This window comes from Cellulomonas sp. McL0617 (assembly GCF_049994875.1).
Taxonomy (GTDB): Bacteria; Actinomycetota; Actinomycetes; order Actinomycetales; family Cellulomonadaceae; genus Cellulomonas.
In genome coordinates this window covers 885,655-911,796 of record NZ_CP188256.1, presented here as the reverse complement: position 1 = coordinate 911,796, position 26,142 = coordinate 885,655, and the positions used below count along the sequence as shown (strand labels likewise).

27 protein-coding genes are annotated in these 26,142 nt (G+C 71.0%); 4 read left to right on the top strand and 23 right to left on the bottom strand.

All coding sequences use genetic code 11. The features are described from left to right. Positions 1 to 7 precede the first annotated feature (7 nt). On the top strand, positions 8 to 2,152 hold the full coding sequence (locus ACPPVS_RS04170) for a hypothetical protein (RefSeq protein WP_426594734.1): 2,145 nt from the start codon (positions 8 to 10) through the stop codon (positions 2,150 to 2,152). Positions 2,153 to 2,188: 36 nt separating this feature from the next. Continuing rightward, positions 2,189 to 2,647 (top strand): hypothetical protein, encoded by a 459-nt coding sequence (locus ACPPVS_RS04165; RefSeq protein WP_426594732.1) that lies wholly within the window; start codon positions 2,189 to 2,191, stop codon positions 2,645 to 2,647. Here the strand turns inward: ACPPVS_RS04165 and ACPPVS_RS04160 are convergent. Together ACPPVS_RS04160 and ACPPVS_RS04155 are read right to left on the bottom strand one after the other, a co-directional pair. Further along, the gene (locus ACPPVS_RS04160; protein WP_426594731.1) at positions 2,636 to 3,355 is read right to left on the bottom strand and encodes an alpha/beta fold hydrolase; all 720 of its coding nucleotides are present in this window, start codon (positions 3,353 to 3,355) and stop codon (positions 2,636 to 2,638) included. The genes ACPPVS_RS04165 and ACPPVS_RS04160 overlap by 12 nt on opposite strands. Continuing rightward, complete coding sequence (locus ACPPVS_RS04155; RefSeq protein ID WP_426594730.1) at positions 3,352 to 4,110, bottom strand: alpha/beta hydrolase; 759 nt, start codon at positions 4,108 to 4,110, stop codon at positions 3,352 to 3,354. The genes ACPPVS_RS04160 and ACPPVS_RS04155 overlap by 4 nt, the downstream gene beginning before the upstream one ends. A gap of 70 nt (positions 4,111 to 4,180) precedes the next feature. On the opposite strand from ACPPVS_RS04155, the gene ACPPVS_RS04150 reads away from it, so the two are divergent. Further along, positions 4,181 to 4,813 (top strand): class I SAM-dependent methyltransferase, encoded by a 633-nt coding sequence (locus ACPPVS_RS04150; RefSeq protein ID WP_426594729.1) that lies wholly within the window; start codon positions 4,181 to 4,183, stop codon positions 4,811 to 4,813. Here ACPPVS_RS04150 and ACPPVS_RS04145 read toward each other — a convergent pair. From ACPPVS_RS04145 to ACPPVS_RS04115, 7 genes are all read right to left on the bottom strand, one after another. Continuing rightward, positions 4,810 to 5,625: an HAD family hydrolase gene (locus tag ACPPVS_RS04145; protein WP_426594728.1), complete on the bottom strand. Its 816-nt coding sequence runs from the start codon at positions 5,623 to 5,625 to the stop codon at positions 4,810 to 4,812. The genes ACPPVS_RS04150 and ACPPVS_RS04145 overlap by 4 nt on opposite strands. Beyond that, positions 5,622 to 5,930 carry a hypothetical protein gene (locus ACPPVS_RS04140; RefSeq protein ID WP_426594727.1) on the bottom strand — a complete coding sequence of 103 codons (309 nt, stop codon included), beginning with the start codon at positions 5,928 to 5,930 and terminating at the stop codon, positions 5,622 to 5,624. Before ACPPVS_RS04140 ends, ACPPVS_RS04145 begins: the two co-directional genes overlap by 4 nt. A gap of 99 nt (positions 5,931 to 6,029) precedes the next feature. Further along, positions 6,030 to 7,469 (bottom strand): GH1 family beta-glucosidase, encoded by a 1,440-nt coding sequence (locus ACPPVS_RS04135; RefSeq protein ID WP_426594726.1) that lies wholly within the window; start codon positions 7,467 to 7,469, stop codon positions 6,030 to 6,032. A 162-nt stretch (positions 7,470 to 7,631) separates the two neighbouring features. Beyond that, positions 7,632 to 9,899, bottom strand: coding sequence for an alpha-xylosidase (yicI, locus tag ACPPVS_RS04130; RefSeq protein WP_426594725.1), 2,268 nt, complete (start codon positions 9,897 to 9,899; stop codon positions 7,632 to 7,634). Positions 9,900 to 9,911: 12 nt separating this feature from the next. Then, on the bottom strand, positions 9,912 to 10,778 hold the full coding sequence (locus tag ACPPVS_RS04125) for a carbohydrate ABC transporter permease (protein WP_426594724.1): 867 nt from the start codon (positions 10,776 to 10,778) through the stop codon (positions 9,912 to 9,914). Next, positions 10,778 to 11,755 (bottom strand): carbohydrate ABC transporter permease, encoded by a 978-nt coding sequence (locus ACPPVS_RS04120; protein WP_426594723.1) that lies wholly within the window; start codon positions 11,753 to 11,755, stop codon positions 10,778 to 10,780. The genes ACPPVS_RS04125 and ACPPVS_RS04120 overlap by 1 nt, the downstream gene beginning before the upstream one ends. A gap of 61 nt (positions 11,756 to 11,816) precedes the next feature. Further along, the gene (locus ACPPVS_RS04115) at positions 11,817 to 13,124 is read right to left on the bottom strand and encodes an ABC transporter substrate-binding protein (RefSeq protein ID WP_426594722.1); all 1,308 of its coding nucleotides are present in this window, start codon (positions 13,122 to 13,124) and stop codon (positions 11,817 to 11,819) included. 256 nt (positions 13,125 to 13,380) lie between these two features. Between ACPPVS_RS04115 and ACPPVS_RS04110 the strand changes: the two genes are divergently transcribed. Then, positions 13,381 to 14,379, top strand: coding sequence for a LacI family DNA-binding transcriptional regulator (locus tag ACPPVS_RS04110; RefSeq protein WP_426594721.1), 999 nt, complete (start codon positions 13,381 to 13,383; stop codon positions 14,377 to 14,379). Here the strand turns inward: ACPPVS_RS04110 and ACPPVS_RS04105 are convergent. The 14 genes from ACPPVS_RS04105 to ACPPVS_RS04040 form a co-directional block, all read right to left on the bottom strand. Next, positions 14,374 to 15,552 carry an N-acetylglucosamine-6-phosphate deacetylase gene (locus tag ACPPVS_RS04105; protein WP_426594720.1) on the bottom strand — a complete coding sequence of 393 codons (1,179 nt, stop codon included), beginning with the start codon at positions 15,550 to 15,552 and terminating at the stop codon, positions 14,374 to 14,376. The two genes, ACPPVS_RS04110 and ACPPVS_RS04105, sit on opposite strands and share 6 nt — an antisense overlap. Before the next feature lie 70 nt (positions 15,553 to 15,622). Continuing rightward, the gene (gene nucS, locus ACPPVS_RS04100; RefSeq protein WP_426594719.1) at positions 15,623 to 16,318 is read right to left on the bottom strand and encodes an endonuclease NucS; all 696 of its coding nucleotides are present in this window, start codon (positions 16,316 to 16,318) and stop codon (positions 15,623 to 15,625) included. A gap of 16 nt (positions 16,319 to 16,334) precedes the next feature. Beyond that, positions 16,335 to 16,751, bottom strand: a complete 417-nt coding sequence (locus tag ACPPVS_RS04095; RefSeq protein WP_426594718.1) for a DUF2550 family protein — start codon at positions 16,749 to 16,751, stop codon at positions 16,335 to 16,337. A gap of 3 nt (positions 16,752 to 16,754) precedes the next feature. Further along, a complete protein-coding gene (locus ACPPVS_RS04090) occupies positions 16,755 to 17,042 on the bottom strand; it encodes a F0F1 ATP synthase subunit epsilon (RefSeq protein ID WP_426594717.1) in 288 nt (95 codons plus the stop codon). Between the two features lie 62 nt (positions 17,043 to 17,104). Then, positions 17,105 to 18,592 (bottom strand): F0F1 ATP synthase subunit beta, encoded by a 1,488-nt coding sequence (gene atpD, locus ACPPVS_RS04085; protein ID WP_426594716.1) that lies wholly within the window; start codon positions 18,590 to 18,592, stop codon positions 17,105 to 17,107. 39 nt (positions 18,593 to 18,631) lie between these two features. Beyond that, positions 18,632 to 19,525 (bottom strand): F0F1 ATP synthase subunit gamma, encoded by an 894-nt coding sequence (locus tag ACPPVS_RS04080; RefSeq protein WP_426594715.1) that lies wholly within the window; start codon positions 19,523 to 19,525, stop codon positions 18,632 to 18,634. Between the two features lie 2 nt (positions 19,526 to 19,527). Then, positions 19,528 to 21,156: a F0F1 ATP synthase subunit alpha gene (gene atpA / locus ACPPVS_RS04075; protein ID WP_426594714.1), complete on the bottom strand. Its 1,629-nt coding sequence runs from the start codon at positions 21,154 to 21,156 to the stop codon at positions 19,528 to 19,530. Between the two features lie 81 nt (positions 21,157 to 21,237). Next, positions 21,238 to 22,050 (bottom strand): F0F1 ATP synthase subunit delta, encoded by an 813-nt coding sequence (locus ACPPVS_RS04070; RefSeq protein WP_426594713.1) that lies wholly within the window; start codon positions 22,048 to 22,050, stop codon positions 21,238 to 21,240. Next, positions 22,050 to 22,634, bottom strand: a complete 585-nt coding sequence (locus tag ACPPVS_RS04065) for a F0F1 ATP synthase subunit B (RefSeq protein WP_426595879.1) — start codon at positions 22,632 to 22,634, stop codon at positions 22,050 to 22,052. Before ACPPVS_RS04065 ends, ACPPVS_RS04070 begins: the two co-directional genes overlap by 1 nt. Beyond that, positions 22,634 to 22,870 (bottom strand): ATP synthase F0 subunit C, encoded by a 237-nt coding sequence (gene atpE, locus ACPPVS_RS04060; RefSeq protein ID WP_426594712.1) that lies wholly within the window; start codon positions 22,868 to 22,870, stop codon positions 22,634 to 22,636. The genes ACPPVS_RS04065 and atpE overlap by 1 nt, the downstream gene beginning before the upstream one ends. Before the next feature lie 90 nt (positions 22,871 to 22,960). Continuing rightward, complete coding sequence (gene atpB, locus ACPPVS_RS04055) at positions 22,961 to 23,623, bottom strand: F0F1 ATP synthase subunit A (protein WP_426594711.1); 663 nt, start codon at positions 23,621 to 23,623, stop codon at positions 22,961 to 22,963. Positions 23,624 to 23,867: 244 nt separating this feature from the next. Continuing rightward, a complete protein-coding gene (locus ACPPVS_RS04050) occupies positions 23,868 to 24,374 on the bottom strand; it encodes a hypothetical protein (protein WP_426594710.1) in 507 nt (168 codons plus the stop codon). Further along, on the bottom strand, positions 24,371 to 25,486 hold the full coding sequence (locus tag ACPPVS_RS04045) for a glycosyltransferase family 4 protein (protein ID WP_426594709.1): 1,116 nt from the start codon (positions 25,484 to 25,486) through the stop codon (positions 24,371 to 24,373). The genes ACPPVS_RS04050 and ACPPVS_RS04045 overlap by 4 nt, the downstream gene beginning before the upstream one ends. Then, positions 25,483 to 26,133, bottom strand: coding sequence for an L-threonylcarbamoyladenylate synthase (locus ACPPVS_RS04040; RefSeq protein ID WP_426594708.1), 651 nt, complete (start codon positions 26,131 to 26,133; stop codon positions 25,483 to 25,485). Before ACPPVS_RS04040 ends, ACPPVS_RS04045 begins: the two co-directional genes overlap by 4 nt. Positions 26,134 to 26,142 lie beyond the last annotated feature (9 nt).

The window sequence follows — 26,142 nt, the reverse complement described above, 5'->3', positions numbered from 1 at the left end:
ATCGCTCGTGCCCGACGCCCGGACCCCCTTCCCCGTCGTCAACTTCCGCGGATACGAACGCGAATCCGTCGACTCCCACATCTCCGATCTCGAGAAGTCGCTTGCCGACGCGCGGGCCCAGGTCGAGCAGCTCGACGGTCGCGCCATGCAGGTGGCCGGCGAGCTCTCGGAGGCCCACCGCCAGCTCCGCGAGGCCGAGCGCCCCACCTACTCGGGACTCGGTTCGCGCATCGAGCAGCTGCTGCGGTCTGCGGAGGAGCAGTCCTCCGACGTCGTCACCCAGGCGAACGCGCAGGCGGCCGACGCCCTGGCGCGCGCCAAGCTCTCGTCGGGACAGCTGCGCGCCCGTGCGGAGAACGAGGTCGCCGAGCTGATCGCGACCGCTCGTCGTGAGGCCGACGAGGTCCGCACGACGGCGTCGTCGGAGGCCGAGAGCACGCTGACCGCCGCCCAGCGCCGTGCCGAGGAGCTGGTGGGATCCGCCGAGCGCGAGGCGGCGCGCATCCAGAGCGCGATCACGACCGAGGAGAGCGAGCGTCGCGGCTCCCTCGAGCGCGAGCTGGGCACGCTGCGCGCGAGCGTCGAGCACGAGGCCACGCAGCTGCGGATCGCCACCGAGCGCACCGCCAGCGAGCTGCGGTCGCGGAGCGAGGTCGAGACGACCGCGCAGCGCGAGGACGCCGAGCACTACGCGCAGGACCTGCGTCAGAGCGCCGACGCCGACACCACCGAGCTGCGCCAGCGGGTCGAGGCCGAGCTGGCCGGACAGCGCACCGAGGTCGACCGGTACGTCGCGCAGCAGCGTTCCGACGCCGCCGCCGAGGTGGCCGCGCTGCGCCAGCAGGCCGCCCAGGAGGTCACCTCGCTGCGCGTGCAGACCCAGGAGTACGCGGACGGCGTGCGCGCCGCCGCCGAGCGGGATGGTTCCGCGCTCCAGCAGCGGGTCGCCGCCGAGGTCGCTGCGCTGCGGGTCGAGGCCGAGCAGTACGCCGCCTTCGTCCGCGCGCAGGCCGAGCGCGAGACCGGGGAGCTGCGTGCGTCCGCCGCCGACGAGCTGGCAACGTTCCGCGCCGAGACCCAGCAGGCCGTCGTCGCGCTGCGGGGCGATGCCGAGCGGTACGCCGTGGACCTGCGGGCGACCGCCGAGCGCGACACCACCGAGCTGCGCGAACGGGCGAACCACGAGACCGGGAACCTGCGCGACGTCACCCACCGCGAGGCGCAGGAGCTGCAGGAGGTCACGCACCGCGAGACCGCCGAGCTGCGCGCCGCGACCGACCGGGAGACCGCCGAGCTGCGCGAGCGGACCCGCCTCGAGTCCGAGCGCGCGCTGACCGAGGCCCGACGCGCGGCGGCCGAGCTGACGACGAACGCGAAGACCACGGCCGACGAGCTGGTCCGCTCGGCCGAGCAGCAGCTGGCCGACGCCGAGCTGTCGATCGCGTCGCGACGAGAGGCCGCGGAGCGCGAGGACGCCGACCGGCACGAGACCGCACGCGCCGACACCGAGCGCCTGGTGCGCGACGCCGAGGCGCACGCGTCGGAGGCCGAGCAGCGCGTGGCCAAGGCCCTGGCGCAGGGCGACAAGGTCCGCACCGACGCCGAGACGCACGCCAAGGAGCTGCTGTCCAACGCGCGCAAGAACGCCGACCGCGTGGTCGCCGAGGCGCGCGAGCACGCCGAGAAGCAGATCTCCGACGCGATGATCGAGTCGGAGCGGGAGCGGACGTCCGCCGCACGACAGGTCGAGGACCTCAACCGGCAGCGCGAGTCGATCACCTCCTACCTCGACGAGCTGCGCAACCTGCTCGGGCACAACCCGGACCGAGCCACCCTCGAGCGGGCATCGCGCGCCGAGGCTGCGTTCGAGGAGGAGCAGAAGAAGTCGACGGCGACGCAACCGCCGGCCAAGGAGGACAAGGCCGGCGGGAAGTCGGCGCGACCGGCGGCTCGCCCCGCCAAGTCGCGCCCGGCCCCGGTCTCGGCCGCCGCTGCCGCACCCGCGTCCGGGGTCCCCGCGCAGGCGGGCCCGTCGGACGACTCGTCACCCGAACAGGTGACTCCTGAGGTGAAGTCCGACGCGTCCGCGGATTCCGAGTCGCACGACCAGCAGACTGCGGGCAAGGACGACGCACCCGCGCCGACCCACTGAGAGCGCACCGTCGCGCCCTGACGAGGAGATCGACCGTTGTCCGACCAGAACTCCCTGAACCCGGCCCCCGCGCCCGTCGACGCGACGGCCGCGTGGCGTGAGCGCCAGCGGGCGACCGCGGCCGCTCACGAAGAGGTGCTGGCCACGCGTCAGCGGCAGGAGTCCGCTGCGGCCCGCGAGCAGATCACCGCGTTCCTGCGGCGTGTGCAGTCGCAGAAGTTCGGCCCGCAGCCGGTCGAGCTCCGCGCGCACAGCTACGACGGCGGGACGCGGTACAAGACGCCGCTGACCGGCTGGTACCTGCGCAAGGACGAGACGATCGCGATCGACACGGCGGGGAACTTCTACATCCTCACCGTGCCGGGAAGCCTGTCCGCGCGGTTCAAGGGTGTGACGCCGACCCCGTCGGAGCCCACCCTCGTGCTCGGGGCCGGCGGCAAGGACGGCGAGTCGATCGACCTGTCCGCGGCGTTGGCGCGGCTGCTAGGAAAGTAGCCCGCCGAGGGCGGCCGCGACCGCGGCCGGGTCCTCGATCGCGGTCAGGTGGCCGGCGCGCGGGACGACTACGAGGCGTGCGTGGGGTGCCGCCTGAACCATGTGCTCGGCGGCCGCGACCGGGGTGACCGTGTCCTCGGCACCGACGACCACCACGAACGGCCCGTCGAAGGTCCGTAGGACGTCGGTGCGATCGGGACGGGCGGCCATCGCGCGCTGGCACCACGCCACCACGGCGGGATCCTGCTCGCCGATCCAGCCGTCGACGACGGCCGTGACCTCCGGTCGCAGTGCGCGCGTGGTCTCCCCCAGGAGCACCCCGCTCATCGGCCGCACGACGTCGACGCTCCCGGAGCGTTCGGCCTCGTCGGCGACGCGCAGGCGGTTCGCGTGCGCCTCCGGCGCGTCTGCCGTGGACTTGGTGTCGATCAGCGCGAGGCCGGCGACGAGGTCCGGGTGGCGCTCGAGCAGCGCGAGCGCGACGTAACCGCCCATCGACAGCCCGCCGACGAGCACCCGGTCGATCCCGGCGGCGCGCAGCTGCTCGGCCGCGGCGTCGGCGACTGCCTCGAGCGCCGGCTCCTGGCGGCGGAGGTCGCCCGGCAGGTCCGGCGCGAACACGGCCGGGAAGCCCGTGAGCAATGCCTCGACCTCGTCCCACATCCGGTGGTCGAGCGGGAAGGCGTGCAGGAGCAGGAGCGGGATCACGCGGTCGCCTCCACGGTGTCGCCGGCCCATTCCGTCGGCAGCGGCAGCGGATGGTCGGGCAGGACGTGGCCCACGATCTCGTCGAGCACCCGGCGCACGGACGACTCCCCCACCCACAGGTGCTTGGCGCCGTCGACGCCGATCACCTCGGCCTGCGGGACGCGGGCGAACCGCGCGCGGGCCTCGTCGGGACGCAGGTAGTCGTCGAGCTCCGGGACCAGCACGACCAGCGGCTTGCCGAACGCCGCCCACGCGTCGAGGTCCGCATCCGTGGCGCGGTGCAGCGGCGGCGAGAGCAGGATCGCGCCCTCGATCGCCGGGTCGCGACCGTGCATGAGGACCAGCTCGCTGCCGAACGACCAGCCCACCAGCCAGGGGCGGGGCAGGTCGTGGAACTCGACGAACTCGATCGCCGCCGCGACGTCGAACCGCTCGGCCAGACCACCGTCGAACGCGCCGCCGCTGGTGCCCCGCGGGCTCGCCGTCCCCCGCGTGTTGAACCGCAGGACGGCCAGGTCCGCCATCGCGGGCAGCCGCCAGGCCGCCTTGCGGTAGATGTGCGAGTCCATGTAACCGCCGTGCGTGGGCAGGGGGTGCAGCGTCACCAGGGTGGCCGCGGGCGGCGCGTGCTCCGGGACGGCCAGCTCGCCGACGAGCGTCAGGCCGTCCGCGGTGTGCAGCTCGACGTCCGCGCGTCGCGCGGGCAGGACCGTCAGGGAGCGGATCGGGTGTGCGTCGGTGCCGTCGGTGCTCATCGGGACGAGCCTATTGCCGGTTCCGCAACCCCGTGCGAGCGGGCGGCGTCGCACGCGGCAGGATGATCGCATGAGCCATGACCAGCACGCCGAGATCCTGTACACGCCGGAGTTCTGGGACGAGCGATACAGCTCCGCCGACCGCATCTGGAGCGGCAACCCGAACCCGCACCTCGTCTCCGTCGTCTCGCCGCTCGCGGCCGGGACCGCGCTGGACGTGGGGTCCGGCGAGGGCGCCGACGCCATCTGGTTGGCCTCCCACGGGTGGGACGTGACCGCGATCGACATCTCCCAGGTCGCCCTGGACCGGTCCGCCGCCCTGGCCGGCGCGCTGTCGATCAGCTGGGAGCAGCGCGACGTCCTGACCTGGGGGCCCGGCGTCGACCGCTTCGACCTGGTGTCCGCGCAGTTCATGCACCTGCCGTCCGACGCGCTGCGGTCCCTGCACGGCCGCCTCGCCGCCGCCGTCCGCCCCGGCGGGACCCTGCTCGTCGTCGGGCACCACCCGTCCGACCACGGCTCGACGCAGATCCAGCGGCCCGACCGCGCGGACCTGCTGTTCACCGCCGAGGACATCGGCGTGACGCTCGACCCGGCGCAGTGGGACGTGACCGCGTCGTCGCCGTCGCGCACCGTCGTGGGCACCGACGGCCAGCCCGTCGAGATCCGCGACGCCGTGCTGGTGGCGGTCCGCCGGGCCTAGCGGACCCGGGCGATCGCGAGGTCGAGCACGTCCGCCGGGCCGTCGTCGGTGTTGGCGGCGCACCGGTGGGTGGACGCGGCCAGGACGCTCGGGTGAGCGTTGGCCACCGCGAAGGACGCGCCCGCCCAGGTCAGCATCGACAGGTCGTTGGGGGCGTCGCCGAGCGCCCAGACGTCGGCCGCGCCGATCCCGCGGTCGGCGGCCCAGCGTTCCAGGGTCGCCGACTTGGTCACCCCCGGTCCGGAGATCTCACCGAGGCCGGACGCGCCCGAGTCGGAGACGATCGCGAGCTCGCCGACGACGGCCGCGAGGTCGGCGGCGAACGTCCGCGCCGGGCGGTCGGCGCTCTTCACCAGGAGCTTGAACGTCGACCCGGTGAGCACGTCCTCGACGCGGTCGGCGACCGGGCTCCCCACGGGGTTCTCGTACGGCGACGGGAACCCGGTCTCCAGACCGATGCCTGCGGCGTTCTCGACGGCGAAGGTGGCGTCCGGCCATGCCGCGCGGACCCGCCGCGCGATCGTCGCGACGAGCTCGTCCGACATCCCGTGCTCGGCCAGCACCTGGCGCGTCGCGACGTCGACGACCGCCGCGCCGTTCGCGCAGATTGCGACGCCGTGGCCGGCGACGTGCTCGGCCAGGTCGTCCAGCCAGCGTGCGGGTCGCGCGGTCACGAACACGACCTCGATCCCGGCGTCGGCCACCGCGCGCAGGGCCGCGGCCGTCCGGGCGGACACCGTGCCGTCGTCGCGGAGCAACGTGCCGTCGAGGTCCGTGGCGATGAGCCGGGGCGCGCTCGTGGGAGCGCTCATCGGCGGGTCGGGCCGCGGCGGTCGCGGGCCTGCCAGCAGGACGTGTGCCAGTGGCGGCGGTCGTCGACGGCCTCGCCGAACAGGCCGTCCGTGCGCCAGGCGACGACGTGCGCGGTGCCCGCGGCCAGCACCTGGTCGCAGCCGGGGCAGCGGTACTCGCGATCGGAGCCGCGGACGCGCTGGACCGACCACTCTCCGTCGCGATCGCTCTCGCTCGTCCGTCCGGCGGTGGCCCGCTCGAGGTCGAGCTCGACGTGCTCGGCGCCGTACGGCCGCTTGGTCGATCGTCGTCCCACGGGCTCCATCCTCCCCCATGCGCCACCGCTCGTCGGGCGTCCCGGAAAAGCCGGACGTCCGCGCTCAGAGGGCTCCCGACCTCACGAGCGCGGACGTCATGGGTGGTGCTAGAGGTGAGGTGCCGGGGCGGGGATCGCGTTGGTGGCGATCAGGTCGCTGTACCAGAGACCCGAGTCCTTGACCGTGCGCTCCAGGGTGTCGTAGTCCACGCGGACCACGCCGAACCGCTTCGAGTAGCCGTACGACCATTCGAAGTTGTCCATCAGCGACCAGACGAAGTACCCACGGACGTCGACGCCACGCTTGATGGCCTCACCGACCGCGTCGATGTGGTCGTGCAGGTAGGCGACCCGGTCGACGTCGTGGACACGGCCGTCGGGCGTCACCTCGTCGTCGAACGCGGCGCCGTTCTCGGTGATCGCGAGCGGGAGGGCCGGGTAGCGCTCGTGCACCTCGACGAGCAGGTTGACCAGACCCTCGGGCTCGATGTTCCAGCCCATCGCCGTGTGCGGGCCGGGCTGCGGGAGGAACTCGACGTTCGTCGCACCGACCCACGGGCTCGACGCCGAGGAGCGGTGACCGTCGGGGCCGGGACCACCGTCGCCGACCTCCGGGGTGCCCCAGCGGACGCGGCCGGTCGAGTAGTAGTTGATGCCGAGGACGGCCAGCGGCACCTGGATGATGTCGAGGTCCTCGTCCTGCACGAACGACCAGTCGGTGAGGTGCTCGGTGTCGGCGAAGACCTCCTTCGGGTACTCGCCGTCGAGCATCGGGCGCAGGAACACCTCGTTGCCGATGGTGTCGATCTGCCGCTTGGCCTCGAGGTCCTCCGGGGCGTCCGTGGCGGCGCGTGTGACGTGCAGGTTCAGCGTGACGGACACCGGGGTGTCCTGACCGAGCACGTCCTTGACGGCCCGGCCCGCCAGGCCGTGCGCGAGGTTGAGGTGGTGCACCGCGCGGAGCGCCGAGACGTCGTCGGTGCGGCCGGGCGCGTGCACGCCCGAGGCGTAGCCCAGGTAGGCCGAGCACCACGGCTCGTTCAGGGTCGTCCACAGGTGGATGCGGTCCCCCAGCACCTCGGCCATCTTGCGGGCGTACTCGCCGAACAGGATCGCGGTCCGGCGGTTGGCCCAGCCGCCCTCGTCCTCGAGCGCCTGCGGCAGGTCCCAGTGGTAGAGCGTGGCGACGGGCTTGATGCGGGCCGCGATCAGCCGGTCCACCAGGTCGGAGTAGAAGTCGAGGCCCGCCTGGAGGAACGCGCCCGAACCGTCCGGCTGCACGCGGGACCACGAGATCGAGAACCGGTACGCCTGCAGGCCCAGGTCGGCCATCATCGCGACGTCCTGCGGCACGCGGTGGAAGTGGTCGACGGCGACGTCGCCGGTGTCCCCGTCCTGCACCTTGCCCGGCGTGCGGGAGAACGTGTCCCAGATCGACGGCGCCCGACCACCCTCGTGCACGGCACCCTCGATCTGGTAGGACGCGGTGGCGGATCCCCAGAGGAAGTCGTCCGGGAATCGGCGGCCGGAGGGTCGCGGAGTCGTCATGTGAGGGGTCTTTCTGTTGGGTGGCTGTGTCAGAGGCCGGTACGAGTCGCGGCGTCATCGCGTGCGCGGTCCGCCTGGCATGGCGTCGAAACGTTACGATACGGCACGTGGGAGCGCTCCCGCAACGGGTCGCCCGCAGGCTGCGGGGACGCGTTCAGAGCGTCAGAGGGTGAGCTCGACCTCCCCGTCGTCCTGCGCCTCGACCGCGGCGCCGTCGGAGCCCACCTGCACCCGCCAGCTCCCCCGGGCGTGGCGGGCGCTGACCCGCACCCGGTCGCCGTCACGGGTCACGACGAAGGTCGCGGGCTCGGCGTCGTCGTCGGACGGGACGGTGGTCACGGAGCGATGGCCGTCGGCGAGCTCGAACAGGCGCAGCGTGACCCCGTCGGCCCACGGGTAGTCCGGCCGGTCCTCGCGCGCACCCACCGGCAGGACCGTGTCGGGGCGGACGTACAGCGGCAGCGACAGGACATCGTGCGTCTCGGAGAACCAGCGCGGTCCGGCGACCTTCTCGCCGGTCAGCAGCGATGTCCAGACGCCCTCCGGCACGTAGACGTTCACTCGGCCGTCCGCCGTGAACACCGGCGCGACCAGGAGGCTCTCGCCGAGCATGTACTGGGTCGCGACCGTCGCGGCGCCGGGATCGTCGGGGAACTCCAGGACCATCGGGCGCATCACCGGCAGCCCGAGCTCGTGGGCGTCCTCGCCGACGCGGCCCAGGTACGGCATGAGCGAGAGCTTGAGCCGGGTGAACAGGCGGGCGACGTCCACGGCCTCCTCGTCGAACGCCCACGGCACCCGGTAGGAGTCGGACCCGTGCAGCCGGCTGTGCGACGAGAGCAGGCCGAACGCCAGCCACCGCTTGAACACGGCCGCGTCCGGGGTCCCCTCGAACCCGCCGATGTCGTGGCTCCAGAACCCGAAGCCCGACGACGCCAGCGACAGCCCGCCGCGCAGCGACTCTGCCATCGAGACGAACGTTGACTCGCAGTCGCCGCCCCAGTGGACCGGGAACTGCTGCCCGCCCGCCGTCGCCGACCGCGCGAACAGCACCGCCTCGCCCGCGCCGCGCTCGGCCTCGAGGACCTCGAACACCGCACGGTTGTACAGGTGCGTGTAGTAGTTGTGCATCCGCTCGGGGTCCGAGCCGTCGTGCCAGACCACGTCCGTGGGGATCCGCTCGCCGAAGTCGGTCTTGAAGGCGTCGACCCCCTGGCGGAGCAGGTGACGCAGGTGGTCCTGGTACCAGGCGACCGCCGCCGGGTTGGTGAAGTCGACCAGCGCCATCCCCGCCTGCCAGTCGTCGGTCTGCCAGACCGAGCCGTCGGCGCGCGTGACCAGGAACCCGCCCGCGCGGCCCTCCTCGAACAGCCGCGAGCGCTGCGCGATGTACGGGTTGATCCAGACGCAGACCTTCAGGCCCTTGTCGTGCAGCCGCCGCAGGAGACCCTCGGGGTCGGGGAACGTCGCCGGGTCCCACGTGAAGTCGGTCCAGTGGAACGCGCGCATCCAGAAGCAGTCGAAGTGGAAGACGCTCAGCGGCAGCCCCCGCTCGGCCATCCCGTCGACGAACGACATGACGGTCGCCTCGTCGTACTGGGTGGTGAACGACGTCGAGAGCCACAGGCCGTACGACCACGCCGGGACCCGCGCCGGCCGCCCGGTGAGCGCGGTGTATCGGCGCAGCACCTCCTTGGGCGACGGGCCGTGCACGACGTAGTACTGCAGCACCTCGCCGGGCACCGAGAACTGCGTGCGCGAGACCGCCTCGGAGCCCACCTCGAACGAGACCCGACCGGGATGGTCGACGAACACGCCGTACCCGGCGTCGGACAGGAAGAACGGCACGTTCTTGTACGCCTGCTCCGTCGCGGTCCCGCCGTCGGCGTTCCAGATGTCGACGGACTGCCCGTTCTTGACGAACGCACCGAAGCGCTCCCCGAGCCCGTAGATGTGCTCGTCGACGCCGAGGGCGAGCTGCTCGTGCACGTAGGCCGCGCCGCCCGCGTCCGTGACGACGCCGATGCTGCGGGCCGTCGACGAGGTCAGGACCCGACCGTTCGCCTCGAAGTCCACGTTCCACGCGCCGTCCGCCGACACGCGCGCCGTGAGGCCACCCGACGTGAACGTCGCGACCGAACCGTCGGCGACGACCTTGACGTCGGCATCGCCCCGGCGCACGGCGAACGCCGGCCGGGCCGGCACACCGCCCGTGTGGTGCTCGATCCGGACGCCGATCACGTCGTCCATCGGCGACGTGAACGTCACCGTGACCAGGGGGCGGTTGAGGGTGTCCCCCCGCGAGGTCAGCGGAACCGTGGCGCTGTAGACCGTCAGCGTGTCCTCTCCGACGACGACGTCGGCGATGCTGCGCGGACGCAGCACCTGCACGCCCGGGAGGAGCTGCCAGTAGCCGTTGGTGAACTTCATCGGTGGATGCCTTTACTTGACGGCGCCGGCAGTCACGCCGCGCGTCAGGGTTCGCTGGAAGATCAGGAAGAAGAGCACCGCAGGCAGGAGCGAGACGAGCGCGCCGGCGTTGGTCGTCGGCGCATCCATCATCCGGTCACCCTGCAAGGACGCGAGCGCGACCGGGATGGTCTGCGTGTCGTTCGTCGTCAGCATGACCAGCGGGATGAAGAACTCGTTCCACGTCCAGATGAAGAAGAAGATCATCAGGACGGACAGGGTCGGGCGCACCACGGGGAAGACGACCTTCCACAGGACGTCCCACTTGCTGGCGCCGTCGAGCGCCGCTGCCTCGAGCAGCGCCTTGGGGAACGTGCCCAGCACCGAGGCCAGCAGGTAGGTGCCGAACGCCGACTGGATGACGGTGAAGATGATGATGACGGACCACGGGGAGTCCGACAGCCCCACCTTCTGCGCCATGGTGAACAGCGGGTAGATCAGCGCCTCCTGCGGCAGCATCGTCGCGAGCAGGAAGAGCGAGACGACCAGCAGCCGGCCCTTCACGCGACCGATGCCGATGGCGTAGGCGTTCAGCAGCGCCAGCAGCGTTCCGAAGACGGCGACGGCGCCCGAGATCCAGATGGAGTTGAGCAGCTTCCGGGGGAAGTCGACGCGGTCCCAGAACGTGGTCAGGCCCTTGGTGTAGATCTCGGTGGGCCAGCTCAGCGGGCCGTGCAGCGAATAGTCCGTCGGCGACTTGAACGCGTTGAGCAGCATGATGAAGAAGGGCAGCAGGATCGCGAGCGCGACCAGGATCGCGCCGACGAGGACGACCCAGCGGGCGGTCCCTCGGCGGTGCCGGGCACCGGGCGCCGCGGTGGACAGGACGTCGGTGGCCATCAGCCCACCCCTTCCTTGCGCTCGCTGCGCGCCTGCGCGACGAGGATCAGACCGGCGACGATCACGATGACGAGGGTGAGCACGTTGGCCACCGCCGCGCCGTAGCCGACCTTCGACTTGTCGAAGAAGTTGAGGTACGAGTAGTAGCTGGGCACCAGGGTGGACCCCTCGGGGCCGCCGCGGGTGAGCACGTAGATCGGGCCGAACACCTTGAGCGCGGCGACCGTGCAGGTGAGCACGACGACGAACGTCTCGGGCTTGATCTGCGGGATCGTGATGGCGCGGAAGCGGCGCCACCAGCCGGCACCGTCGAGCTCGGCGGCCTCGTACAGCTCGGGGTCGACGCGCTGCAGGGCGGACATGAAGATCACCACCGGGTAGCCGATCTGCACCCAGACGAGCACGAGCATCACCGTCGGCATCGCCGTCGTCGGCGACCCGAGCCAGTTGGGCGGGTGCTCGATGCCGATCGAGCGCAGCACCTCGTTCAGGGCTCCGGTCTGCGCGTTGAGGATCCAGTTCCAGAGCACGCCCGCCACCGCGACCGGCAGGATCTGCGGCAGGTAGTAGCTGGCCCTGAGCACCGACGCCGAGCGCGACCCGAACTTCTTGCCCAGGTAGTCGAACAGGACGGACGCGAGCACCAGGCCGATGAGCGTCGGGACGACCACCATGGCCACGATCATCGAGATCGAGTTGCGGAACGACGTCCAGAACTGCTCGTCGTGCAGCAGCGCCTGGTAGTTGTCCAGGCCGACCCACTGGTGCGGGGCCAGCCCGCCCTTCCACTTCTGGAAGCTGTAGGCGATGTTCGTCGCGAACGGGATGCCGATGACGACGATGAACGCGAGGGCGCCAGGCGCGAGGTAGGGCAGGTAGCCCACCCACGTCGGACGCTTCTTGGTGCGGCGCGCGATCGCGGGCTCGGCCGGCGGCGGGGCCGTCGTCGTGCGGCTGTCGAGAGCTTCGGTGCTCATGGGGTTTCGTCCTCCGTGGGGCGCTCGGGCGGGACGGCGCGTCCCGCCCGAGCGCTTCGGGTCAGGAGCCGAGCAGGTCGGTCTTGCCGGACTCGTAGGCGCCCTTGAGGCCGTCGAGGACCTCGGCGGGCGACTTGGACTGGTTGACCAGCGACTGCAGCTGGCTGACGATCACGTCGTAGAAGCCGGCAACGGGCCAGTCGGGGTAGAAGGCCAGGCCGTCGTCCTTGACGATGTCCGCAAAGTTCTGCGTCAGCTCGGCCGTCTTCGGGTCGGTGATCTTGCTCGTGTCACCGGCCACGGGCAGGCCGCCCTTCTCACCGAGCACGTTCTGGACCTCGGGCCGCAGCGTGATGTCGATGAAGTCCTCGGCGAGCGTCTTGGACTTCGCGTTCGTCGGGACCACCCAGATGTTGCCGGACGAGCCGGGGTGCAGCGTGTTGCCGGGGAACAGCGTCTGGGCCCAGTCGAACTTGACCTGCTCCTGCAGGCGGCCGAACCACCACGAGCCGGAGACCATGATCGGGAAGGTGCCGTTGATGAACGAGACGCCCATGTCCTCGGCCGTCAGGCCCGCCGCGTCGGACGCGATGTAGCCCTTCTTGACCCACTCGTCGAGCTTCTCGGTGGCCTTCGTCATGGCGTCGCCCTGCCAGTCGACGTCGCTCTTGAACAGCTGGTAGTTGTCGACCAGCGAGCGGTCGCCGTAGTGCAGCACCAGCTCGTACCAGAGCTGCCCGAGGGGGTACTCGGCGCCGGCCTCGGCCAGCGGAGTGACGCCGTTCGTCTTGAACGTGGCGAGCGCGGCCTCGAACTCGTCGAACGTCGTCGGCACGGCGATGCCGTACTTCGCGAACAGGTCCTTGTTCAGGTACATGCCGACGAACTCGCCGTAGTTCGGCACCCCGTACCAGTCGCCCGAGCCCATGAGCCCGTTCTCGTCGTACTTCGCGGTCGTCTGGAGCGAGCCGCTGACCTCCTTGTCCCAGCCCTTCGCCTTCGCGACGTCGGTCAGCGATGTCAGCAGACCCTGCGAGGCGAGCTGGCCCGCGGTCGCGTTGCCCTTGTTGTACTCCATGACGTCGGGCACGTCCTTGCCCGTGAGCACGATCTTGGCGTTCTTCTGGATCTGCTCGAACGTCTGGTGCTCGACGTCGACCTTCACGCCGGGGTGCTCGGTCTTGAAGATCTCGATCGCCTTGTTCCAGGCCTGGCCCATGGCCGAGTCGTCGGACTCGTAGTGCCAGACCGTGAGGGTCTTGGAGTCCGAGTTGCCGCCGCCGCTGCCGCTGCTGCAGGCGGTCAGGGTTGCCGTGGCCAGGAGGGCGGCGGTTCCGACGGCCGCCCATCGCCGTGTGCTGATCCTCATCCGGGTTCTCCTCGTCGAGTGGATGTCGATCGGATTGGGGGAAACTGCGTCCGATCGTCGAAGCGCTTCGATAAGATAGCGCGTGATTTTCCCGCTGTCCAGACCAGACATCCCGGCTGTTTGGGTGCATGATGAGGCGCACGTGGTCGAAGCGCTTCGCTTGACCGCTCTGACATGGGACGTCACCCGCGGACCGCCCGCTAGGGTTTCTCCCGGCGCCGGTGTGTCCGGCCCGAGCCGAAGGAGGCGGAACGCCGTGACCACGATCGACGACGTCGCGCGCGCTGCCGGGGTCTCGGTCTCCACCGTCTCCTACGCCCTGTCGGGCAAGCGTCCGATCTCGGCGTCGACGCGCGAGCGGATCGAGCAGGCCGTGCGCGAGCTCGGCTACCGGCCGCACGCGGGCGCCCGGGCGCTCGCCTCGCAGCGGACCAACGTGCTCGCGCTGATGGCGCCCCTGCGCGTCGACGTCAATGTCGGCGTGATCATGCAGTTCGTCACCGGCGTGGTGACCCGCGCCCGCGACTTCGAGCACGACGTCCTGCTGCTCACCCAGGACGACCACGCGGGTGTCGAGCGGGTGGCCGCCGGTTCGATGGTCGACGCCGTGATCATGATGGATGTCGAGGCCGAGGACCCGCGGCTGCCGATCCTGCGCCGACAGCGCCAGCCGGCCGTCCTCATCGGGCTCCCCCGCGACGCCTCGGGCCTCTCGTGCGTGGACCTCGACTTCGAGGCCGTCGCCCGGACCGCCGTGGACCATCTGGTCGGGCTCGGTCACCGTCGCGTCGCACTCATCGGGTCGCCCCGCGTGGTCCTCGACCGGCACACCACGTACGCGTTGCGCATGGTCAACGGCTTCCGCGCCGAGACCGAGCGACTGGGCGTCGAGGCCGTGTTCGAGCCGTGCGAGTCGTCCCACGCCGGTGCCGTCGCCGCGCTGGACCGGGTGCTCGACCGGCTCCCCGGCGTGACGGGGCTCGTGGTCCACAACGAGGTCGCCCTGCCCGCCGTGCTGGCCGGGCTGCGCGAGCGCGGCATCGAGGTGCCGCGCGACATGTCCGTGGTCGCCGTGTGCCCGCAGGACGTCGCGACCGGTCAGCCGCAGCAGCTCACGGCCGTGGACATCCCCGCCGCACGGATCGGTGCGGTGGCCGTCGAGATGGTGATGTCCCGGCTGGACGACGGCCAGACGCCGGAGAGCCGCCTGCTCGCGCCCGAGCTCACCGTCCGGGAGACGACGGCCGCGCTATAGCCACTCGCCGTCGCGCAGCACGCGTAGCGGGCGCAGATCGGCGTCGGTGACGACGACGTCCGCGCGCCGGCCCGCAGCCAGCGCGCCGATGTCCCGCCGCCCCAGCACGTCCGCCGGGACCGTCGCCGCCGACAGCACCGCATCCTCGAGCGGCACCCCCGCGGCGACGACCGTGCGCACGACGTCGATCAGGTGCGCCGTACCCCCGGCGATCGCGCCACCCTTCGCCAGCCGGGCCACCCCGCCGTCCACGACGACGCCCATCGGGCCCAGCTGGTAGGCGCCGTCGGGCATGCCGGCCGCGGCCATCGCGTCGGTGACCAGGGCGATCGACCCGGCGCCGAGCAGGTCGAACACCGACAGGACCGTCGCGTCGGCCAGGTGGGTGCCGTCCGCCACCAGCTCGACGACGAGCTCCCCGCGCGCCGCCGCGGCCAGGCACGCGGCGATCGGGCCGGGGTCGCGGTGGTGCAGCGGACGCATGCCGTTGAACAGGTGCGTCGCGGTGAGGCGCCGGTTGCTCGTGGCGGCCAACAGGTCGAAACCGCGGTTGACGGCCGCCTCGACCTGTTCCGCCGACGCATCGGTGTGGCCGACCGACGGGACCGCGCCCGCGTCGACGAGTGCCGGCAGGACCTCGTCGACGACCCCGGGCACCTCCGGGGCGATCGTCATGGTGACCAGGTGCCCGCGCGCGGCGTCCGCGACCTCCCGCGCAAGGGCCGCGTCCCCGATGAGCATGTCGGCGGGGTTCTGCGCGCCGCAGCGGTCGGCGGAGAGGAACGGTCCCTCGAGGTGGATCCCCACGATCTCGCCGGCGTCCGCGAGGTCCGCCAGCAGCGCGGTCCGGGTCAGCAGGAGGTCCCGCGGCGCGGTGACAAGGGACGCGACCAAGCTCGTGGTCCCGTGCCGCCGATGCTCGTCGACGGCCGTCTGCGCCGTTGCCACGTCGGTCGCGTCCGGGAAGCTCGCTCCCCCGCCGCCGTGGCAGTGCAGGTCGACCAGACCGGGCAGCAACGTGTCCTCGGTCGCCTCCGGAAGCACCCACGCCGGCGGCAGCCCGTCCGACGGCCCGACCCAGACGATCGTCGTGTCGTCGACCACCACCGCTCCGTCGTCGACGATGCCGCGGGGGGTCACCAGGCGTCCGCGCAGGACGAGGGGTTCGCTCACGCCACCATCCTCGCGCACCGGGTCAGGCCCGGTCGGCCACGGCGCGGCACGGACCGACCGGGGACCGCCCCTAGAACAGGCGTGTGCCGCTGTCGTCGACGCCCTTCATGGCGTCGTAGTCCAGGACCAGGCAGCCGATCCCCCGGTCGGTGGCCAGCACGCGGGCCTGCGGCTTGATCTCCTGGGCCGCGAACACGCCGCGCACCGGTGCGAGGTGCGGGTCGCGGTTGAGCAGCTCGAGGTAGCGGGTCAGCTGCTCGACGCCGTCGATGTCGCCGCGGCGCTTGATCTCCACGGCGACGGTGCCGCCCGCCGGGTCCTTGGCCAGGATGTCCACCGGGCCGATCGCGGTCGGGTACTCGCGGCGCACCAGCGTGTGGCCGGTGCCGAGCAGGATGATCTGGGCCGCGAGCAGCTCCTGCAGGTGGGCCTCGACGCCGTCCTTGACCAGGCCGGGGTCGACGCCGAGGTCGTGCGCCGAGTCGTGCTGGACCTCGTGCAGCTCGATCTCGAGCCGGTCGTCCGACTTCTGGTGCTGGACGGTCCACACCTGGGTGACGCCGGCCGTGCGGGACTCGTCGGACGGGTCCGAGACAGCCAGCGTGCACGGCGGGCTCATCCAGTTCAGCGGCTTGTACGACCCGCCGTCGGAGTGCAGGAGCACGCTCCCGTCGGCCTTCACGACGAGGAGCCGCGTGGCCAGAGGCAGGTGGGCGTTCAGTCGACCGCTGTAGCGCGCCGAGCAGGAGGCGACGACGAGGCGCATCAGGGTGTGCTTTCTGTCAGGTGACGGAGTTGACGCGCGAGGGCGTCGCCTCGATCCAGGACGTCAGGCCCGTGTAGGCCTCGGCGCTCAGCAGGAGGTAGAAGTCGCTCTGCGACCGACAGGTCGCGACGACCAGGCGATCCCCCGACGTCGCGTCCGGGTCCTGCCAGCGCCGCTCGACGACGGACAGACCGACGCGGTTCCAGCGGATGTGCGGACGGGGCGCGAGCGACCAGCGCCGCCAGAAGTACAGGGTGGCCGAGCCGTACTGCGCGACGCCCGCGGTCCACGGACCATCGGGGCTCGTCGCCTCCCAGCAGTGGAACGAGCCCACCCGGCGGTCCAGGGTGTGGACCCGGGAGAGCCACAGCAGGCCGGTGACGACGGCGAGCAGGGCGGCGCCGAGCAGCAGCGCGACGACCACCCCGCTCACGTGTCAGTGCGCCGTGGGAGCGGGTCGGGCGCCGGCCACGGCGTCGTCGACGACGATCGTCAGGTGGTTGGAGTCGAACGAGAGGAACCCGCCCTCGACCTGCCAACGCTCCGGCTGCTTGCCGCGCTCCGCGAACACCCGGACCTCGCCGGGCTTGAGCACGGAGAGCACGGGCTCGTGACCGGCCAGGATGCCGATCTCACCCTCGCCGGCCTTCGCCGAGACCTGCCACGCGGTGCCGGACCAGAGCTTGCCCTCGGCGCCGACGATCTCGACCTCGATGTCTGCCATGAGCACTCCTCTCGAAAGAATGGGCGGGGCGCCGTCTCTCGACGGCGCCCCGGCAAGAAAACTCAGACGCCGTAGTCCTTCTGGATGCGGGCCCAGTTGCGCTCGAGGTCCTCGAGGCCGCCGATGTTGAAGAAGGCCTGCTCGGCGATGTGGTCGAACTCGCCGTCGGCGATCTTGCCGAAGGCCTCGACCGTCTCGCTCAGCGGCACCGTCGACCCGACGACACCGGTGAACTTCTCGGCCATGTACGTGTTCTGCGAGAGGAACTGCTGGATGCGGCGGGCGCGGGCCACCACCGTCTTGTCCTCCTCCGACAGCTCGTCGACACCGAGGATCGCGATGATGTCCTGGAGCTCCTTGTTGCGCTGCAGGATCGACTTCACGCGGGTCGCGGCGTCGTAGTGCGCCTGGCCGACGTACCGCGGGTCGAGGATCCGGCTGGTGGAGGTCAGCGGGTCGACGGCCGGGTACAGACCACGCGAGGCGATCTCGCGCGACAGCTCGGTGGTGGCGTCCAGGTGCGCGAACGTCGTGGCCGGGGCCGGGTCGGTGTAGTCGTCGGCGGGCACGTAGATGGCCTGCAGCGACGTGATCGAGTGGCCACGCGTCGAGGTGATGCGCTCTTGCAGGAGGCCCATCTCGTCGGCCAGGTTCGGCTGGTAGCCGACCGCGGACGGCATGCGGCCGAGCAGCGTCGACACCTCGGAACCGGCCTGCGTGAACCGGAAGATGTTGTCGATGAAGAGCAGCACGTCCTGCTTCTGCACGTCGCGGAAGTACTCCGCCATCGTCAGGGCGGACAGGGCGACGCGCAGACGCGTGCCCGGCGGCTCGTCCATCTGGCCGAAGACGAGGGCCGTCTTGTCGAAGACGCCCGCCTCCTCCATCTCGACGATCAGGTCGTTGCCCTCACGGGTGCGCTCGCCGACACCGGCGAACACCGACACGCCACCGTGGTTGAGCGCGACGCGCTGGATCATCTCCTGGATGAGCACCGTCTTGCCGACGCCGGCGCCGCCGAAGAGGCCGATCTTCCCGCCGAGCACGTACGGCGTCAGCAGGTCGATGACCTTGATGCCGGTCTCGAACATCTGGGTCTTCGACTCGAGCTGGTCGAAGGCCGGGGGCTTGCGGTGGATGGGCCAGCGCTCGGTGATCTCGAGCTTCTCGCCCTCCTTCAGGTTGAGGACCTCACCGATGACGTTGAAGACGTGACCCTTGGTGACGTCGCCGACGGGGACGCTGATCGCCTCGCCCGTGTCGCGCACGAGCGCGCCGCGGACCAGGCCGTCGGTCGGCTTGAGCGCGATGGCGCGGATCAGCGAGTCGCCGAGGTGCTGGGCGACCTCGAGCGTCATCTCGACGCCGCCGTCGGCCTCGCCCTCGCCCTGCGCCGACAGGTCGATGGTGACCTTGAGGGCGTTGTAGAGCTCGGGGATCTGGTCGGACGGGAACTCGATGTCGACGACGGGCCCGATGACCCGGGCGACGCGGCCCACGCCGGGACCGGAGGCGTGCTCGACGGCAGCTTCGGTGGTGGTGGCAGTCATGTTGTTCTCCGGTTGGATTCTCGGAAGGGTCTCGGTAGATCAGCCGGCGAGCGCGTCGGCGCCCGACACGATCTCGCTGATCTCTTGCGTGATCTCGGCCTGGCGGGCCTGGTTGGCGAGCCGGGTGTACATGCGCACCAGGTCCTCCGCGTTCTCGGTGGCGGTGTGCATCGCACGCTGGCGGGCAGCCAGCTCGGACGCCGCGGCCTGCAGCAGGCAGGTGTAGATGCGGCTGCGCACGTACCGCGGCAGAAGGGCGTCCAGGACGTCCTCGGGCGACGGCTCGAACTCGTACAGCGGCGCGATCTCGTCGTCGCCGGTCGGCTCGACGCCCTCGACGATCTCGAGGGGCAGCAGCCGGATGAGGCGGGGGGTCTGCGTGACCATGTTCTTGAAGTACGTGAACACGACGTGCAGCTCCGAGACACCGCCCTCGTCGGCCGGCGCGGCGAACGCCGTGAGCAGGGCGTCGGCGATCTCGTTCGCGGTGTCGACCGACGGTGCGTCCGAGTTGCCGGTCCACTGGCCCGCCAGCTCACGACCGCGGAAGGCGTAGTACGAGACTGCACGACGACCGGTCGCGTAGACGACCGGCTCCTTGCCCTCCTCGGTCAGCCGACCGATGAGGCGCTCGGCCTCACGGATCGCGCTGGCCGAGTACGCGCCGGCCATGCCACGGTCCGAGGTCACGACGAGCACGGCCACGCGGTTCGTGTCCGTGCGCTCGGTGACCAGCGGGTGCGTGACGTTGGAGTGCGTCGCCACCGCCGAGACCGCCCGGGTCAGCGCGCGCGAGTACGGCGTCGACGCCGTCACGCGGTCCCGCGCCTTCCCGATGCGCGAGGCAGCGATGAGCTCCATCGCGCGGAAGATCTTCTTCAGCGACTGTGTCGACCGGATCCGCTGCCGGTAGACGCGCTGCTGACCTGCCACGGTCAGCCCTTCTTCTGCCGGACGATCTGCTCCTGCTCGACGTCCACGTCGGCGCCGTCGTCGAGCGAGCCGACGAGCGTGGTGCCGTCGCCGACCAGGAAGCCCCTGCGGAACTCGTCGATCGCGTCGCCGAGCGCCTTCTCCGTCTCGTCCTCCAGCTTGCCGGTGGACGCGATGGTGGAGAGCACCTCGGTGTTGCGGCGCAGGTGGTCGAGCAGCTCGGTCTCGAAGCGGCGCACGTCGGCCAGCGGGACGTCGTCCAGCTTGCCCTTGGTGCCGGCCCAGATCGAGGCGACCTGGTCCTCGACCGGGTACGGGGTGTACTGCGCCTGCTTGAGCAGCTCCATCAGGCGCGCACCGCGGGTCAGCTGCGCACGGGACGCGGCGTCCAGGTCCGAGGCGAACATGGCGAACGCCTCGAGCGAGCGGAACTGCGCCAGGTCCAGCTTCAGCGTGCCGGAGACCTTCTTCATCGCCTTGACCTGGGCGGCACCGCCGACGCGGGACACCGAGATGCCGACGTCGACGGCCGGGCGCTGGTCGGCGTTGAACAGGTCCGACTGCAGGAAGATCTGGCCGTCAGTGATCGAGATGACGTTGGTCGGGATGTACGCCGAGACGTCGTTGGCCTTCGTCTCGATGACCGGCAGACCCGTCATCGACCCGCCGCCGAGCGCGTCCGACAGCTTGGCACAACGCTCGAGCAGGCGGGAGTGCAGGTAGAAGACGTCACCGGGGTACGCCTCACGGCCCGGCGGGCGACGCAGCAGCAGCGACACGGCACGGTAGGCCTCGGCCTGCTTCGACAGGTCGTCGAAGACGATCAGGACGTGCTTGCCCGCGTACATCCAGTGCTGGCCGATGGCCGAGCCGGTGTACGGCGCGAGGTACTTGAAGCCGGCCGGGTCGGACGCCGGGGCCGCGACGATCGTCGTGTACTCCAGGGCGCCGGCCTCCTCCAGTGCGCCGCGCACGGCGGCGATGGTGGACCCCTTCTGGCCGATGGCGACATAGATGCAGCGGACCTGCTTCTTCTCGTCGCCGGTCTCCCAGTTGGCCTTCTGGTTGATGATCGTGTCGATCGCGATCGCGGTCTTGCCGGTCTGACGGTCCCCGATGATCAGCTGACGCTGGCCGCGACCGATCGGGATCATCGCGTCGATCGCCTTCAGGCCCGTCTGCAACGGCTCCTCGACGGACTTGCGGTCCATCACCCCGGGGGCCTGCAGCTCGAGCGCGCGGCGACCCTCGGTGACCAGCTCACCCAGGCCGTCGATCGGCTGGCCCAGCGGGTCGACGACACGACCGAGGTAGCCGTCGCCGACGGGGACCGACAGGACCTCTCCCGTACGGCGGACCTCCTGGCCCTCCTCGATGCCCGCGAACTCACCCAGGACGACGACGCCGATCTCGCGGACGTCGAGGTTGAGCGCGAGGCCCAGCGTGCCGTCCTCGAAGCGGAGCAGCTCGTTCGCCATCGCGCCCGGGAGTCCCTCGACCTGGGCGATGCCGTCGGCGGTCAGGGTGACCCGACCGACCTCTTCCGACACGACGCCGCTCGGCTCGTAGGACTTCACGAAGCTGTCCAGCGCGGCCCGGATCTCGTCCGGCCGGATCGTCAGCTCAGCCATTGCTCTTCTCCTGTCGTGACCACGCGGTGCGCAGTCGTCGATTCGTTCACGTCGTTCACGCGGACGGCCCGAGGCCGACCGTCAGCTGGCAAGTTGTCGTCGTGCGTCGGCGAGCCGGGCGAGCACGGTCGAGTCGACCACGTCCGCCCCCACCTGGATGCGCAGGCCGCCGAGGATCTCGGGGTCCACGGTCACGTTGAGCTGCAGCTCGCGCCCATAGGCCTGCTGCAGGACCGCACCGAGCCGGTCCATCTGCGCCTGGGAGAGCTCGCTGCCCGAGGTCACGCCGGCAACGAGCCGCTTGCGACGGTTCGCGGCCAGCTCGGCCACGCGACCGAGGGTCGCGACGAACCGCTCTCCGCGCGGTGCGGCGGTCGCCCGGCGGGCCACCTCGAGCGTCACGTTGCTCACGCGCCCCGACAGCAGGCTGTTCACCAGCGCGACGCGGTTCTCCCGGGTGCCCCGGGCGTCGAACAGCGCGGCTCGCACCTGCCGCTGTCCGACGAGCAGCCGCGTGATGCGGAAGAGCTCGTCCTCGACGAGCTCGAGCTCGCCCGTTGCCTCCGCGGACGCGAGCAGCGCGTCGAAGCCGAGCATCTCGACCGCATCGCCCAGGTCGTCCTGCGACGTCCACCGCGAACTGACCAGGTCCGAGACCGCGGCCACGACGCGGGCGTCCGAGCGTGCCAGCACGGCCGCGGCGACGCCGGCCTTGGCCTTGCCCGGGAGTGCGGGGTCGGACAGGGTCCGACGAAGCGCTCCCGAGGAGTCCAGGGCGTCGACGACGGCGAACAGCTGCTCACCCAGGCCGGACGCCTGCTCACCCGCGGCGGTCAGGACCGGTTCGAACCGCTCCTGCACCGCCTCGAGAGAAGCGAGACTCGTTCCGCGCATCAGTTCTCCTTGGCCGCAGACGCTGCGGCCGTCGAGGCCTCGAGGTCAGCCAGGAAGCGGTCCACGACGCGCGACTGGCGGGCCGTGTCCTCGAGGGACTCGCCCACGATCTTCGAGGCGAGCTCGGTGGCCAGGGCGCCCACGTCCGCACGCAGGGAGACCGACGCCTGCTGACGCTCGGCCTCGATCTGGCGCTGGGCCGTCTCGACCGTACGGGCCGCGTCGGCCGTCGCCTTGGCCTTGATCTCCGCGGAGATGGCCCCGCCCTCGACGCGAGCCGCCTCCTTGATGCGGGCAGCCTCCGTCCGGGCGTCGGCGAGCTGCTGCTCGTACTCGGCACGCAGCGCGGCCGCCTCGGCCTGGGCGACCTCGGCATGCTCCAGACCGCCCTCGATCTTCTCCGTGCGCTCGTCGAGCACGGACTGGAACCTGGGCAGGACGTACTTGAGGAACACGACCGCGATGATCAGGACGATGACCGCAGACCACAGGATGTCGTACGGCTCGGGCAGGAGAGGGTTCAGGTCTGCGGTGTCGGTTGCCGCTGCCAGGGATGTCGTGGCAGCGACGAGCTGCGCGGTAATCACTTCAAGAAGAACGGAGTGGCGATCGCGAGGAGCGCGAGGATCTCGATGAACGCCAGACCGATGAACATCGTCGAGCGCAGCTGGCCGGACATCTCAGGCTGGCGCGCCATGCCCTCGATCGTCTTGCCGAACAGGATGCCGAGGCCGATGCCGGGGCCGATGGCCGCCAGACCGTATCCGACGAGGGCGAGCCCGTTGATGGTGGTGGTGGCGTCTGTTGCTGCTGCGAGCATGGGACCTGGTTTCCTTTCATCTACGCGCCGCTCGGCGCGTCCGTTGCGGGCGACGGTCCGGGGATCAGCCCGTCGCGGTGGGTGCGTCGATCAGTGCTCTTCGGTGATCGACATCTGCAGGTAGACAGCGGTCAGGATGGCGAACACGTACGCCTGGAGTGCCGCGACAAACACCTCGAGCAGGTAGAAGCCGAAGCCCGCGACAAACGTGACGGCGCCGAACGGTTTGAGGCCCGGGGACGCGTGGAAGAGCAGGAACGACGTCGCCGCGAAGCAGAGGGCGAGCAGGAGGTGGCCGGCGAGCATGTTGGCCAGCAGCCGGATGACCAGTGTCGCGGGGCGCAGGATGAACACCTGCAGGAACTCGACCGGCGTCAACAGGGGATAGACGAACCACGGGACGCCCGCCGGGAACAGGCTGTGCTTGAGGTAGCCGCCGACGCCGAACTTCTTGACGCCCTGCGACAGGTACAGCACATAGACCCACAGCGCGAAGATGATCGGCAGGCCGATCACGGACGTTCCCGCGATGTTCAGGAACGGGATCACGCCGGTCATGTTGAAGAAGAGCACCCCGAAGAAGATCGTCGTGATGATCCCGACGTACTTCTTGCCGTCCTTCTCGCCCAGGATCTCGTACACGATCTGGACGCGGACGAAGTTGAGCCCCAGCTCAAGGAGGTTCTGGAACCGACCCGGCACCAGCTTGGCGCGGCGGGCGCCGATGACGAAGATCAACAACAGCGCGATCACCGAGATGAAGCGGACCAGGATGATCCGGTTGATCTCGAACGGTGTGCCCTCGAACCAGATGGCCGGCGGGAAGAAGTCGATCAGCGAGGGCGGGTGAAAGCCACCGCTACCGTCATCCGCGGCGAGCGGCAGGATCGTCGCAAGGCTGGACAGGGCGTTCTCCTGGTGGTCGTGTGCGCCGAATGCCGCGTCGCTGCAGGCACAAGCACGGCGTCGGGCCGTCGTGGATGGGGTGAAGCCTAACCTATGAAGCCGCTTGGTCCGGACCCGGAGCGGAGCCGTCGGACGGCTCCTGGACGGCGTTCTGGGCGGGCACCTCGTCGAAGTAGGTGAGGCGCCCGCGCTGGACCGCCCGGGCGTCGAGGATCGCCGACCCGATGACCCCCACCATGAGCACGATCGCGAGCACCTGGGGGTTGTAGAAGTCCAGGTGCCGGATCGAGGCCAGCACGACGATGACCACGATGATCTTGCCCAGCCACGCACCCATCAGGACCGCGAGCATCGTCGTCGGGTTCGACCTCGAGGTCCGCCAGACCGAGATCACCGTGGTGCCCGAGAAGATCAGCGCGACGAGCACCCCGATGAGAGCACCCCAGACGCCGGCCATCCCGTCGACGAGGTAGCCGACGATCACTCCGATCACCGTCAGGATGCCGAGCAGGACGAACATGTCGCGCAGCGCCTGGCGGAACACCCGGTCGGCCCCGGTCGGCGACAGGGACGGGGTGGGTGTCGTAGGACCGGTCACGGCGTGGACTCCAAGGACGGTGCGGCCGCCCGGCCGCGCAGCGGCCCGAGCGTGAGGATCGTGGCGACGACGACGGCGACGCCGCACGCGAGCAGCACCGTCGTCGTCGACCAGACGTACAGGGCGGCGACGCCGAACGCGAAGACCGCCGTCCAGACGTACATGATCGCGACGGCACGACGGTGGGAGTGGCCGAGCGCCAGCAACCGGTGGTGCAGGTGCATGCGGTCCGGGTGGAACGGCGACTTGCCCTTGCCGACGCGTCGGATGATCGCCAGCCCCATGTCCAGCAGCGGCAGCAGCAGCACCGCGAAGGGGAGCACCATGGGCAGGAACGCGGGGAACCGCTGCCGGTCGAGCACCTGCTCGGTCTGCCCGGTCACCACGATCGCCGCCGCCGAGAAGACGAAGCCGAGCAGCATGGCACCCGAGTCCCCCATGAAGATGCGGGCCGGGTAGACGTTGTGCGGGAGGAAGCCGACGCACGCACCCACCAGCACGACGAGCACGAGGGCAGCGAGGCTGGCGTAGGCATAGGTGCCGGAGTTGACGTCCCGCGTCAGCAGGTACGCGTAGAGGAAGAACGCGGTACCGCCGATCGCGAGCACCCCGGCCGCCAGCCCGTCGAGGCCGTCGACGAAGTTCACCGCGTTCATGGCGATCACGACCGTGAGGATGGTCAGGAACGTCCACAGCCCGCCCGAGCCGACGATCCCGCCACCGATCGGGAGCTGGTAGAGGCGGACGCCCTGCCAGACGAGGAAGCCCGCGGCAAGCACCTGCCCCATGAGCTTGGTGAGCCAGTCCAGGTCCCAGATGTCGTCGGCGACGCCCAGCGCGCAGACCATGCCCGCACCGCCGACGATGCCCACGAGGGCACGGGGGTTCGCGTACACGCTCTCGAGGAACGGCAGCCGGCTGACCATGACGACCGCCACGAGGATCGCCGCGAACATCGCCATGCCACCGAGCCGCGGCGTCGGGACCGCGTGCACGTCGCGGTCACGGACCGCCGTGATCGCTCCCCAGCGCAGCGCGAACCAGCGGGCCAGGGGCGTGGTCAGGTAGGCGACCGACGCCGCGATGAACAGGGCGAGCAGGTAGACCCTCACGAAGCGGGTGCCTCCACGTCCGCGATCTCGCGCAGCTGGTCGAGGCTGACGGCGCCCGCGCGCACGAGGCGCAGGGTGCCCCCGGTCGCGTCGACGATGCTCGAGGCGACCTGGCCCGGGGCGTCGCCGGCGTCGAGGTAGACCGACACGACATCGCCCAGCTGCTCGTAGGCGCCCTCGGCGGTGACCGCCGCGGGGTTGCCCGTGGTGTTCGCGCTGGACACCGCCAGCGGACCCGTCCGCCGCAGCAGCGCGAGCGCCGTGGGGTGGTCCGGCACCCGCAGCGCGACCGTGCCGTTGGTCTCGCCGAGGTCCCAGGCCAGCGACGGCTGCGCGTGCACGATGAGCGTCAGCCCGCCGGGCCAGAACTGCGTCGCCAGGGCGCGCGCGCCGACCGGCACGTCGATGGCCAGCCCGTCGAGCGTGGCCACGTCGGCGATGAGGACCGGCGGCGGCATGTGCCGGCCGCGACCCTTGGCGTCCAGGAGCGCCTGCACCGCGGGCGGCGTGAAGGCGTCGGCGCCGATCCCGTAGACGGTGTCGGTGGGCAGGACGATCAGGCCCCCGCGCGAGACGACGTTGACCGCCTCGTCGATGGCGGGGCCCCAGGTCGCGGGGTCGCTCGCCGGCGTGATGCGCTCGTTCACGGCGCCGAG